The following is a 12,634-nucleotide window of genomic DNA, read 5'->3' as shown; positions in this document are numbered from 1 at the left end:
TACGCTCAGGCCGCTGCCGCCTGGAGAATATCGTCGGCGCAGCCGCTGATCGCCGCTGCGAGCGCTTCCATGTCGCGCTCGCGCGGGCTGCTGCGCCGCCAGATAAGCCCGATCTCGCGCGCCGGTTCAGGCGCGGCGAAGGGTACGATGCGGATGGAGTTGCGCGCCGCCTCGGTCGCGATCGCGATCTCGGGGATGAGCGTCATGCCCATGCCGTTGGCGACCATCTGCAGGAGCGTCGTCATCGAGGTCGCGCCGAACGAGACGAGACGGCGCTTGCCGGCCGTGCTGCAGACGGCGAGCGCCTGATCGCGCAGGCAATGGCCCTCTTCGAGCAGGAGCAACTGTTCGACATCCACCTGGTCTTCAGTCAGCGGCGACATCAGGATGTTTCGCTCGTCGTCCGCCATTGCCATGTAGAAGCGGTCGGAAAAGAGCGGCTTCGTCGAAAGTCCGTCGGCCTCGATCGGCAAGGCGGCGACGACGGCGTCGAGCAGGCCCTCGCCGAGATCGGCGACCAGTCTTGATGTCACCGATTCCTTCAGTTCGATCTCGATTGCCGGGTAGACCTGGCGCAGGTGCGGCACCAGCCGCGGCACGAGGTAGGGGGCAAGCGTCGGGATGACGCCGATGCGGATCCGCCCTTCGAGCGTGCCGGAACTGGCGCGCGCGCTCAACTCCAGCTGATCCACCTCAGAGAGGATGGCGCGGGTACGGGCCAAAACCTCTTCGCCCTTGCGGGTCAAGAGAACGCCGCTGCGGCTGCGCTCCACCAGCTTCACGCCCAAGTGGTTCTCCATTTCCATGATCTGGGCGGAGAGCGCCGGCTGGCTGACATGGACGAGTTCGGCCGCCTTGCCGAAGTGGCGAGCGGAGGCGAGCGCATCGAAATAGCGCATCTGTCTGAGTGTAAGCATGATAGGAAAATCTTATCGATTTTTAATTTTTATGCAATTGGAGATTATCGAAGCGCCGTGGGAAAAACCTCTTGCCAGAGCGTTCGGGCTTTGATCGCCGCGCAGTTTGCGGCCGGCAGTCGCCACGGCTGCCGTCGGTCCTGTGCGACCACCCGGACGCGAAACCTTTGACAGGAGGACGCGATGTCTGATCGACCCATATTGACGACGAGTGCCGGAGCCCCGGTGCCGGACAACCAGAATTCGCTGACGGCCGGCCCGCGCGGCGGCGTCATGATGCAGGACTATCAGCTTATCGAGAAGCTGTCGCATCAAAACCGCGAGCGCATTCCCGAGCGCGCCGTACACGCCAAGGGTTGGGGCGCCTATGGCACGCTGAAGATCACCGGCGACATCTCGAAATACACCAAGGCCAAGGTTTTGCAGCCCGGCGCCGAGACGCCGATGCTGGCGCGGTTCTCGACTGTTGCCGGTGAACTGGGTGCTGCCGACGCCGAGCGCGACGTGCGCGGCTTCGCGCTGAAATTCTATACGCCCGAGGGCAATTGGGACCTCGTCGGCAACAACACGCCGATCTTCTTCGTTCGCGACGCTTACAAGTTCCCGGACTTCATCCACACCCAGAAGCGCCACCCGAAGACCAACCTGCGTTCGGCGACCGCGATGTGGGATTTCTGGTCGCTGTCGCCGGAAAGCCTGCATCAGGTCACGATCCTGATGTCAGATCGCGGATGTCCGGTGTCGCCGCTGCACATGAACGGCTACGGCTCGCACACCTTCTCGTTCTGGAACGACGCCGGCGAGCGCTATTGGGTCAAGTTCCACTTCAAGACCCAGCACGGCCACAAGCACTACACCAACGCCGAGGCGGCAGACGTGATCGGCCGGACGCGCGAAAGCTACCAGGAAGCGCTCTATGGCGCGATCGAAGAGGGTAACTATCCGCGTTGGACGCTGCAGGTGCAGATCATGCCCGAGCTCGAAGCCGAGAAGACGGCCTATGATCCCTACGACGTCACCAAGGTCTGGCCGCATGCAGACTATCCGCCGATCGAGGTCGGCGTGCTGGAGCTCAATCGTAACCCGGAGAACTATTTCGCCGAGGTCGAGAACGCCGCCTTCTCGCCGTCCAACATCGTGCCCGGCATCGGCTTTTCGCCGGACAAGATGCTGCAGGCCCGGTTGTTCTCCTATGCCGACGCCCACCGCTACCGGCTCGGAACGCATTACGAGCACATTCCGGTCAACCGGCCGAAATGCCCGGTGCATCACTATCACCGCGATGGCCAGATGAACACGTTCGGCGGCATTCAGACCGGCAATCCGAGTGCCTATTACGAGCCGAATTCGTTCAACGGCCCGGTCGAGCAGCCCTCCGCGATGGAACCGCCGCTACGCATCAGCGGCGACATGGCCCGCTACGACCACCGCGAAGGCAACGACGACTACGTCCAGCCGCGTGCGCTCTTCAACCTCTTCGATGCCGGCCAGAAGGCGCGCCTGTTCTCCAACATCGCCGCGGCGATGGGCGGCGTGCCGGGGCCGATCGTCGAGCGCCAGCTTGCGCACTTCAAGCGCGTCCACCCGGACTATGAGGCCGGTGTGCGCGCCGCCCTTCACGCGGCCCACGGCTACGAAGCCGACGCTGTCGGCGCGGCAGCCGAATAGACTCGGTATCGAGTCGGCCGCGTGCTGATCTCTGGACAAAAAAAGGCCACGCACCGGCTTGGTGCGTGGCCTTTTCCGCTTTCTGCAGCTCTTACCAGCCCGGCAGCATATGGCTCTGCCGGAGGCGCGGATAACGCGGGAAGCCCTTGATGTCGGCCTCGAGGTCGTCGTTGGCGCTGATCGGCGTGATGTTGTCGAGGCAGGCGGTGATGTGGTTGCTGATCGCGTTCGAAAGCGAGGGCGAAAGGCCCGGACGCTTCATGATGCCGATCTGCACCGGCGCCAAGGCCGGGAAGCCGTCCGCAAGCGTCAGCACCTTCATGCCGGGACGAAGCGCCGATTCCGGCAGGACAGAGACGGCCATGCCGGCCAGCACCGCGGCGGCGACGACCGTCGACGACCAGCTGGTGAACAGGATCTGGTACTCCCGACCCGTCGCATCGAGCGCGGCGCAGGCCGCCTGGCGCCACAGACAGTCGCGCCGGCCGACAGCAAGCGGGATCGGTGCGTTCTCGGGCAGCGGGTGGTTGATCGAGCTCACCCAGCAGAGCGGTTCGGTCCGCACCACGTCCGACGCGCGGGCACGCGGATTGTGCGTGACGAGCGCGATGTCGAGGTCGCCCTTGGCCATCTTCTCGGCGAGGTCCACGGAGGGCTCGCAGATGATGTAAAGCTCGACATTCGGATGCGTCTTGGCAAAACGCATGATGATCTCGGGCATGTAGCGGTCGGCATAGTCGTCGGGCGTGCCGATCCGGAGCGTGCCTTCGAGGCGATTGTCGTCGAAGGAAGCGATCGCCTCGTTGTTGAGGCGGATCATCCGGCGCGCGAAATTGAGCAGCCGGTCGCCTTCGACTGTCAGCCGGTTGCCGCGGCCGTCCTTCATGAACAGCGCCTTGCCGATGCGCTCTTCCAGGCGGCGCATCTGCATGGAAACGGCGGATTGGGTCTTGAAGACCCGGTCGGCCGCCTTGGTGAAGCTGCCCGTGTCGGCGATCGCGACAAAGGTCTGGAGCTGATCGATATCAAGGGGTGCGGACATGGCCGTAATGCATCCATAAGATTGTTTGATGAATATCATTAAAAACATTCGTTGGACTGATCAATAAGGATTTGCGATCTATCGGAAGCAAATTCATCGATCCCCGGCCGGCAATTTCGCCGGCGAATCCCAAACTCTTTGGCCCGCCCTTGCGTTTGATCTCCCCGCAGGGGATGGGCCTCTTCGTGCCTGAAAGGAGAAATTGTCATGCGCACGACACAGCATGCCCTCGATCTCGACCTCGTTGCCGGAACGCAGTCCTATGCCTCCCGCGCCGTCGGCGTGACAGGCATGCTAACGTCCGTATGGCAGCTCCTCCGAAATCGCTATGCGATCGGCCGTCTGAACGACCTGGATGACCGCCAGCTCCTCGACATGGGGCTGAAACGCGAAGATGTGCGCGAGGCGATTACCTCGCCCTTCTTCGACAATCCGGCGAGTTACCTGACACGCGCGTCGCGAAACCGGGCGAGCCTCTTCTACAAAGGGGCCCGCCACGACTGATCGTCCCCAATGGCGCATCCCGCCGCTTGAGATGTGCCAGTCGAGCATGATCCGCGAAAGCCTGCCGCCGCCGCGGGTCATGCTGCGAAATTCGGTGCCGCTGACCTCAACGGTCGCGCGCCCAAACGTTCCCCGCAGGGTAGAGCCAATAGACCCTGCCGCTTGGCCCGGTGCATGACCAAGACATGCACCGGGCCTTTTTCTTTCCGAAGCTGTTCGAAACAACGCGCTGACGCCCGCACTTGCAGGCGATTGCCGTCCGATGGAGGCGCGGGATGTGCTGACGGGGAGGCTTGGCCTCAGCTCTTCGTGCCGGGGCCGATCTTGTAAAGGTCGAACAGCGCCTCGACGTTCTTCTGGTATTCTTTCTGCATCTCCAGCCCGGTGTCGAACATGCTGTTCATGACCTGGGAGAATTGGGCCAGCGCCGGATTGTCGGCTGCCGGCTTCTGCGCGCCGGCGGCACCCGCCTGCATCATGTCCTGAAACGCCTTGACGAAGGGGTTGTCGGCAAAGACGTCAGCTGTCTTCGGCTTCTCTTCCTTCTTCGGGGCCATGCCGAAGAAGCCCTGCATCGCCTGGGTGAAGGGGTTGTCGAACGGGTTCGGCTGCGGTTCCGGCTTCTTGGCGAAACCGGCCGCTTCCATCCATTGCCGCATCGCGGTCGCCATCGGGTTGTTGGCAAAGGCATCGCTTGCGGCGGCAAATTGCCCGGTTGTCTGCTTGAACAGCCCGCCCATCAGCGTATCGGCCATCACAGGCAGCATCTGCTTGTAGATCTCCTGGCTGACGCCGGTGACCTGGGCCGCCTGCGCGGCGATCGCGCGCGACATTTCCTTCGAGCCGAACAGTTGCCCGAGAACGCCGTTGCCGTCGGCCATGCCCTGCGGCGTGAAGGCCTGGCTCATGTCTTCGAAGTATTTGGCGTAGTTGCCGCTGCCGAGCGCCGTCAGCAAGGCGCCGAAGTCGTAGGGGTTGGCGGTGTTGCGCTTGAAGGCCGCCGAGAAGGCCGGCAGCAGCGCCGCCGTCGCCTTCGTCATCTGCTCCTGGGCGATGCCGAACTGTTGCGCCATCAGCTCGATGGCCTTGCCGTTCTGCGCCTGCGCGAACATGTCGAAAAGCGGTGCCATCCCAGTTCCCCTTTATGGACGCGCGGCGCTCTAAGCGACGCATATCCTTGCACTATAACGGGAAATCAGGGACTGGGAACCGCTTTTTGAGAGGGCCGCGACGAGCGCCGCGCCCCTGTCCGGGCCTTAATACTGGTACTCGGCAAAGACCGGGTCTACGGAGCCGTTCCAGCGGCCATTGTAGAGCGCCAAAAGGTCTTCCGCGAGCGTTGCCTTCTTGGCCAGCACCTCGTCGAGCGGCGCCAGGAACTGGCTTTCGTCGATACCATCGCCGTTCAGCCTGTTGCGGCGCTTCAGACCGCCGCGCGAAATGGAGATGACCTCGCGGGCAACGTCGTAAAGCGTGCCGGTGCGGAACTTGGCGGCAAGCGCCTGAGCCGGCACGGCGTTGCGCATGGCACTCACCTCTTCGAAGGTCCAGTCGCGCGTCAGTGTCTCGGCGGCGTCGAGCGCCTCGCGGTCGTAGAGCAGGCCGACCCAGAAGGCCGGCAGCGCGCAGATCCGCCGCCACGGGCCGCCATCGGCGCCGCGCATTTCGAGGAAGCGCTTCAGGCGCACGTCGGGGAACAGCGTCGAGAGATGGTTGGTCCAGTCGCCCATGTTCGGCTGCCAGTCGGCGACCTCGCCCTTGAGTGCGCCGCCCATGAACTGGCGGAAGGTGATGTGGGTGCAATCGTGGTAGTGGCCGTCGCGCACGACGAAGTACATCGGCACGTCGAGCGCCCACTCCACGTAGTCGGCAAAACCGAAATCGGGACGGAAGGCGGACGGCAGCAGGCCGGCGCGCTGGTTGTCGGTGTCGCGCCAGATGTCGCCGCGCCAGGAGAGAAGCCCGTTCGGCTTGCCGTCGGTAAAGGGCGAGCTTGCAAACAGCGCGGTCGAGAGCGGCTGCAGCTTCAAGGACACCTGCATCTTGCGGCGCATGTCCTCTTCCGAGGAGAAGTCCAGGTTCACCTGGATCGTGCAGGTGCGATACATCATGTCGAGGCCCTGGGTGCCGACCTTCGGCATGTAGCGGCTCATGATGCCGTAGCGCGATTTCGGCATGCGCGGGGTCTCATCAAAGGTCCACTTGGGGCTGCCGCCGATGCCGAGGAAGCGGATGCCGAGCGGCTCGGCGACTTCGCGCAGCACCGCCAGATGCTGGTTCGATTCCTTGCAGGTCTGGTGCAGGTTTTCGAGCGGCGCGCCGGAAAGTTCGAACTGTCCACCCGGTTCCAGCGAGATCGCGCCATTGCCCGACTGTTCGGCAAGGCCGATGATGTTGCCTTCGTCGATGATCGGTTCCCAGCCGCTTTTCGCCGCCATCCCGTTCAGAAGCGCCTGGATGCTGGCCTCGCCGAAATAGGGGACGGGGCTGTTGTCCGCCTTAAAGAAGGCGAACTTTTCGTGCTCCGTGCCGATCCGGAACCGCTCCTCCGGTTTCGAACCTTCTGCCAGGTAGGCGGTCAGGTCAGCAACAGAGGTTACCGGCGTCTGGTCGGTGGTATCTCGGGCCATGAGCGTCTTCTTTTGTTTGGGCGGCTCCCGCAGGTTAGCGGGAGTTGATGGAGGCTGCTTGAACCGTAATCAGGTGCGGTGCAAGTCAATTTCTTTCAAGATCTCATCAAAAAAAGTAGGACATTTTCTTGCTCTGGAGCAAGCACCGCGGAAATGGGTACTGGTGACCCAATCCTGCCTTGCCGGAGAGATCGTCCCCTTCTAGGGGAGCGAGCGGTGTCCGATTTGCCCGGGAACGACCGGCTATCGCCAGTCGCCGACAGTTGCCTGGATGACCGCCATGGCGGCGACGGCTGCTGTGTCGGCCCTGAGGATGCGGGGCCCGAGCGGAATGGCGGTGACGAAATCGAGGCTGTGCAGCAGCGTGCGCTCGGCTTCCGAGAAGCCGCCTTCCGGGCCGATCAACAGCGCGAGCTTCTTTTCCTTGATGCCGGCTAGGATCGGCAACGGATTCTGGCTGTCGCTGCCTTCGTCGCAGAAAATGATGCGCCGGTCGCTCTGCCAGGTGGCAAGCAGGTCTTCGAGCCGGCGTGGTTCCTCGACATCGGGAATGCCGAGTACGCCGCATTGTTCGGCCGCCTCGATGACGTTGGCGCGAACCCGCTCGATGTTGCCAAGCTTGCCCTGCACATGTTGCGTCATGACCGGCTGCAAAGTGCCGGCGCCCATTTCGACGGCCTTCTGCGCGAGATAGTCGAGCCGCCCGACCTTGAGCGGGGCAAAGAGATAGACGAGATCGCAAGGCGCCGGCTGGGGGCGCGTCTGCTCGACGGGCGTCAGCACCAAGCGCTTCTTGCTGGCGAAGGAAAGCTCGGCCCGCCACTCGCCGTCGCGCCCGTTGAAGACGAGGATCGAGGCGCCTTCTTCGTAACGCAGCACGTTCACCAGGTAGTTGAACTGTTCCTTGGACGCTTCGTGCGCCGAGCCGGCACTCAAGGGGTGTTCGACGAACAGTCGCTGCATGCGAAAATTGGCGCGCATTGAGGAGGCCTTCAGGTGAAAATGCCGGAGAGGATGAAATAAAGTACGGCCGACAGGGCGGCAGAGGCCGGGACGGTGATAACCCAGGCGCCGATAATGGTGAGGAAATGCGAGCGACGGACGAGATGCCGGCGCCGCACCTCGGCAATGTTGGTTTCCGCCGATTCCATGAAATCCGCCTGTCCCGTTTTTTGCCGGACATATTCGAGCCGCCGCTTGGAATTGCGGATGTACCATTCGCGGAAGAAGCCGACGCCGAAGACGGCGCCGACGGCCGTGTGCGTCGAGCTGATGGGCAGGCCGAGCGCCGATGCCAGCAGCACGGTGACCGCGGTGGCCAGTGCCACACAGAAAGCGCGCATCGGATTGAGCTTGGTGATCTCCTGGCCGACGACTCGGATGAGCTTCGGGCCGTAGAGCAGCAGACCGATCGAGATGCCGAGCGCGCCGATCGCAAGTTCCCACAGGGGCGCCGGTGATTTGTCCGTCGTGATGACGCCGTCGAGCGCCGAGACGATCGCAGCCAAGGGACCGATGGCGTTGGAGACGTCGTTGGCGCCGTGAGCGAAGGAAAGCAGTGCCGCCGCTACGATCAAAGGCAGGCGGAAGAGTCGGCGCAGCGACTGGTTGCGGTTTTCGAGCCCTTCCGATTGGCTGGCGATCCAGGGCTTTGCCTGCAGATAGACCGCAAAACCGGCGACGCCGCCGGCAGCAAGACCCACGGGCATGGTGATCGCGGCCACCTGAACCAGTGCGATCACCGCGAGATAGGCCATGAAGCAGCCGGCGGTGACGCCAAGGATGACCGGCATCCATCGCCTGGCCGCGGCGATCTTGTCCTCGCGGTAGATGATGAATTCCTTGAGGAAAGCGAGGAGGGCTGCGGCGATGGCGCCGCCGAGTAGCGGCGAGACCGACCAACTGAGCGTGATGCCGGCGAGCGACCACCATTGCACGCTCGAGAAGCCGGCCGCCGCGATGCCGGCGCCGACGATGCCGCCGATGATCGAGTGCGTGGTCGAGACCGGTGCCCCGGAATAGGTGGCGATGTTGATCCAGGCCGCCGCGGAAGCGAGTGCCGACATCATGATCCAGACGATTGCCTGTGGTCCAAGCACGTCTTCGCCATAGACGATGCCCGCCTCTATCGTCAGCGCGACCTGCCGGCCGGCAAGCAGCGCCCCGGCGATCTCGAATATCGCGGCGATGGTGAGCGCCGTCGCCATTGACATCGCCTTGGCGCCGACTGCGGCGCCAACGTTGTTGGTCACGTCGTTCGCGCCGATGTTCATGGCCATGTAGCCGGCAATGGCAGCTGCCGCGATGATGATCGGCGCGCTGGCGGAGCTCGTCACGAAGCTCGCGGCGAAGGCCATGCTCAAGAGCAGGAACAGCCCGGCGAGCGCAGGTGCCGCAAGGCTGCGCTTGACATGTTGCGACGCCTCTTCGGCAAGGCTGAGCTTGTCGAGGTCTTTGTCGATCGTTTGTTTTGCGAGGCGTATGCGCGGCTGTGCCACTACCTGGAACTCCATTGTCACGACGGCCACTAAGGCCACAGCGACACGCATTCAAGTGGATTTGATGGACATCCGTATGGCGCAGGCCGGGAACCCGCGTCTGGCGGCGTCGAATGCTCTTGGAATGCTTGAAAAGGCTAGCCGTTCACAGCCTTCGGCATCGGGCTCGACGCGCTCCCCATGCGTTCACCGAAGGCAAGGATGAGATCTTTCAGAGACGGTTCGGCAACCCGTAAGGCCGCTTCCTTGTAGTCGACCCATTCGAGCTGTCGGCGCCCTTCCTCGGGGAAGTGCTTGCAGAGATCGTCGACTTCCAACGCGTGCACCTGCACCTTGACCGAAATCTTCAGCCCGTGATCCATGCGCTTCTGGTAGAGATAGTAGCCGGCGGTCGCCTTCTGCACATGCCCCTTGACGCCGGCTTCCTCGTAGGCTTCGCGCTCGGCCACTTCATGGGCGCGCTTGCCCTGCATCGGCCATCCCTTGGGAATGACCCAGCGGCCGGTATCGCGGCTGGTGATCAGGAGGATTTCGAGGGCCTTGGTCTTCTTGCGGATCCGATAGCAGAGCGCGGCATACTGCATGCGCGCCGGTCGACGCAGCATCAATTGGACATCCGATGCGAGCCTGTTCAAGAAGTTCAAGGTCGTCTGTGCTCCTCTCGGCGAATCAGTGGCTTTAATTGCTTTGCCGGCCAGTATGGCAGCGTCCTGCAGCGTGTAAATGTCGCGGGCATTCGGCAGCCGGATATGCGGTTTGCTTTGCGCAGAACTGTGGTCCGGATACGACAGGATATGGTGTTTTCGCGGCATATTTGCAAACCGACCGACAGCCATACGTTGTCGTCGGATCACGATTGGTTTCGGGGTGGAACGGTTCGAGATCGCAAGGGCGATTGATTCCGACCGGAGAGGCGGCTGCAGGGTAGAGCCGGGGGTCGGGCGCGGGCCCGATCTGTCAGTTCGCGCGGTCGCGCTGCTGCATGCGCAGTCGGGCGATGCGGTTCCATTCTCCGGTGCGTTCCGCCTCGCGGGTGGCGGCGGCGACGAAGTCGATATGGCTCTGCGAGGCGGCTTTCGCCTTCACCGGATCCCTTGCCATGATCGCCTCGTAGATCGCTTCGTGCTGCACAAGAAGCCGGTCGCGCGCCCCCGGCGCATCGAAGACCGAATTGCGATGGAAGAATATGCCCTGCTGGAGCAGCCGGTAGCAGGCGCGCAGCGTGTGCAGGAGAATGATGTTGTGGGCGCTTTCGCCGATCGCCTGATGCAGTTCGATATCAGCTTCGAGTTCGGCGTCAAAATCGCCGGCGCCGTGCGCTCTGCGCATGCGCTCGATGATCCGTGTCAGGATGTCCCGGTCGTAATCCGTCGCGCGGGTGGCGGCGAGTTCCGCTGTCAGCCCCTCAAGCTCGCGCCGGTATTCGAGGTAATCCTGGGTTGCCTTGTGATGGCGCGCAATGAGGTCGATCAGCGGCCTGGAGAAGATCTGCCCGACGACGTCGGCGACGAAGGTGCCACCGCCGTGGCGGCTTTCGACCAGGCCACGCCCTTCGAGTTCCTTCAGCGCCTCGCGCAGGATCGGCCGCGACACGTCGAAGCGCTTGGAGAGTTCCCGCTCGCCGGGCAGACGGTCGCCGTCGCGCAATACGCCTTCGAGGATCAAAAGCTCGATCTGCTGCACGACCTCGTCCGCCGTGCGGCTATGGCTGATACGGGCGAAAAGGTCGATCTGGTCTTCGGTCACGTCTGGTCTCCAGATCACGCGGATTTCAGCCGGGTTTGCCCGAAATCGCGAATGTGGTCGGTTTGCATGCGGCAAGGGCGAAAGGAGCGTCGATGCTCAGCGCCGCTTCCTGTCAGCGCCGCAATCTAGGCAGGTCGCGCAAAGTGGTCAATTTGATTGTCCACTTGGGTGCGTCCGATTGGATGCGACTGACAAAAGTCAAACTGCGGCAATGCGTCCTTTGTTCTTTTGCTCTTTCCGTTGATAAGAAAGTTGTGATGAACGCGTGAGGGGGACAAGGCGCTTCATGGCAAAGGGTAGTTTTGCATTTCCGGTGGCGCCGATGCGCGCTTTGGCCTTGGGCGAGGTTCATTCGCGCCCCTATGCGCTGGTGACCACGCCGCGGGTGATCTTTCAGCTCGCCTTCCTGACAGATGGTGGCTCGATCGTCGATCACGCCGTGCTGTCGGAGCTTTCGCGGGCCCGCGGCATCGCGCCGCCCGGCCGTGACGCCAACCATCACGCGATGCCTTGGGGGCAGGGCACGCTGCGCTGGGAGCGTCATACCGAATTCTCCACCTATTTCTGGGACGCGCCGCCGCCGGAGAAATTCGGCGGCGATGTGCCGATCCATCCGTTCGGCGACGGCTTTTCGCCGCCCGGCTCTCTGATCTCCGGCATCCGCCTCGAGATCCGGCCGGATACGCCCGAGACCCGCGAGGCCATCGGACTCTTCGATCCGACGAGCCTCTGTTACAGCGAGACCAAGAATGGCCAGGCGGTGATCGTCACCGACTTCCGCCAGAACGGTGACGGCCTGACGCAGATCCTGGTGATCGATCGCGGCATGACGGAAGCCGGTACCGGCGCTCTCGTCCAGCGCTTGCTCGATATCGAAACCTACCGGACGCTGGCGATGATGGGCCTGCCGCTTGCGCAGTCGCTGTCGCCGGAAATCCGCCGGACGGAGGACGGGTTGACGGCGGTGACCCAGCGCATGAAGGAAAACGTGCGCGAGGAGGCCGACGACATGTTGGCCGAGATCACTCGGCTCGCGGCCGATCTCGAGGCCGGTGCCGCGCTCAGCCTCTATCGCTTCGGCGCCAGCCGCGCCTATTACGGCATCGTCCAGGAGCGCATCCGCACGCTCGCCGAAACGCCGGTGCCAGGCTACGAGACCATCGGCACCTTCCTCGAACGACGTTTGGCGCCGGCCATGCGCACCTGCCAGTCGGTCGAGGAGCGCCAGGCGAACCTGTCGCGCAAGCTCGCCCGCGCCACGGCGCTGCTTCGAAGCTGGGTCGACGTCGAGCTTGAACGACAGAACAGCGCGCTTTTGAACTCGATGGACCGGCGCGCCAGGTTGCAGTTGCGCCTGCAGCAGACCGTCGAAGGCCTGTCGGTCGCCGCCATCTCCTATTACGTGGTCGGGCTGTTCGGCTATCTCGCCAAGGCGGTCAGCCACGAGCTGCCGATCGATCCCGGTCTCCTGACCGGGCTTGCCGTGCCCTTCGCCGTTGCCGGGGTCTGGCTGATCGTGCGCCGCATTCGCCGCCACCACGAGGACAGCGAGCATAAGTAAGCAATTCCAGCAAAAGTGTGCAGCGGTTTTGCGTCCGGAATTGCGGAAAACAAAGATGCCAGGCCGGT

At 63.2% G+C, this 12,634-nt stretch carries 11 protein-coding genes; 3 read left to right on the top strand and 8 right to left on the bottom strand.

What is annotated here, in order from left to right; translation table 11 throughout:
- Positions 1-5: 5 nt before the first annotated feature.
- Positions 6-917 carry a hydrogen peroxide-inducible genes activator gene (locus OVA00_RS15530; RefSeq protein WP_060602049.1) on the bottom strand — a complete coding sequence of 304 codons (912 nt, stop codon included), beginning with the start codon at positions 915-917 and terminating at the stop codon, positions 6-8.
- A gap of 183 nt (positions 918-1,100) precedes the next feature.
- Here OVA00_RS15530 and katA point away from each other — a divergent pair, with 183 nt between their 5' ends.
- Entirely contained in the window at positions 1,101-2,585 is a 1,485-nt protein-coding gene (gene katA, locus OVA00_RS15525; protein ID WP_090294900.1) for a catalase KatA, read from the top strand.
- A 91-nt stretch (positions 2,586-2,676) separates the two neighbouring features.
- Here the strand turns inward: katA and OVA00_RS15520 are convergent, their stop codons facing one another.
- A complete protein-coding gene (locus OVA00_RS15520; protein ID WP_034800917.1) occupies positions 2,677-3,627 on the bottom strand; it encodes a LysR substrate-binding domain-containing protein in 951 nt (316 codons plus the stop codon).
- A 207-nt stretch (positions 3,628-3,834) separates the two neighbouring features.
- Here OVA00_RS15520 and OVA00_RS15515 point away from each other — a divergent pair, with 207 nt between their 5' ends.
- The gene (locus OVA00_RS15515; RefSeq protein WP_034800920.1) at positions 3,835-4,131 is read left to right on the top strand and encodes a DUF1127 domain-containing protein; all 297 of its coding nucleotides are present in this window, start codon (positions 3,835-3,837) and stop codon (positions 4,129-4,131) included.
- Between the two features lie 299 nt (positions 4,132-4,430).
- On the opposite strand, the gene OVA00_RS15510 is transcribed toward OVA00_RS15515, so the two are convergent.
- The 6 genes from OVA00_RS15510 to OVA00_RS15485 form a co-directional block, all read right to left on the bottom strand.
- Positions 4,431-5,261, bottom strand: coding sequence for a DUF937 domain-containing protein (locus tag OVA00_RS15510; RefSeq protein ID WP_268089292.1), 831 nt, complete (start codon positions 5,259-5,261; stop codon positions 4,431-4,433).
- Between the two features lie 126 nt (positions 5,262-5,387).
- Positions 5,388-6,761, bottom strand: coding sequence for a glutamate--cysteine ligase (locus OVA00_RS15505; RefSeq protein WP_268089291.1), 1,374 nt, complete (start codon positions 6,759-6,761; stop codon positions 5,388-5,390).
- Between the two features lie 243 nt (positions 6,762-7,004).
- Positions 7,005-7,742: a 16S rRNA (uracil(1498)-N(3))-methyltransferase gene (locus OVA00_RS15500; RefSeq protein ID WP_268089290.1), complete on the bottom strand. Its 738-nt coding sequence runs from the start codon at positions 7,740-7,742 to the stop codon at positions 7,005-7,007.
- A gap of 11 nt (positions 7,743-7,753) precedes the next feature.
- Complete coding sequence (locus OVA00_RS15495; RefSeq protein WP_268090338.1) at positions 7,754-9,259, bottom strand: inorganic phosphate transporter; 1,506 nt, start codon at positions 9,257-9,259, stop codon at positions 7,754-7,756.
- 137 nt (positions 9,260-9,396) lie between these two features.
- On the bottom strand, positions 9,397-9,903 hold the full coding sequence (locus tag OVA00_RS15490) for an NUDIX hydrolase (protein WP_218684921.1): 507 nt from the start codon (positions 9,901-9,903) through the stop codon (positions 9,397-9,399).
- 313 nt (positions 9,904-10,216) lie between these two features.
- Positions 10,217-11,005: a FadR/GntR family transcriptional regulator gene (locus tag OVA00_RS15485; protein WP_268089289.1), complete on the bottom strand. Its 789-nt coding sequence runs from the start codon at positions 11,003-11,005 to the stop codon at positions 10,217-10,219.
- A gap of 286 nt (positions 11,006-11,291) precedes the next feature.
- Here OVA00_RS15485 and OVA00_RS15480 point away from each other — a divergent pair, with 286 nt between their 5' ends.
- Positions 11,292-12,566: a DUF3422 family protein gene (locus tag OVA00_RS15480; protein WP_034800929.1), complete on the top strand. Its 1,275-nt coding sequence runs from the start codon at positions 11,292-11,294 to the stop codon at positions 12,564-12,566.
- The last annotated feature ends 68 nt before the right edge of the window (positions 12,567-12,634 follow it).

The organism is Ensifer sp. SL37, assembly GCF_026672675.1.
Lineage (GTDB): Bacteria > Pseudomonadota > Alphaproteobacteria > Rhizobiales > Rhizobiaceae > Ensifer > Ensifer adhaerens.
Note: the sequence above shows the minus strand (reverse complement) of the source record. Positions and strands in the feature narration are given on the sequence as shown.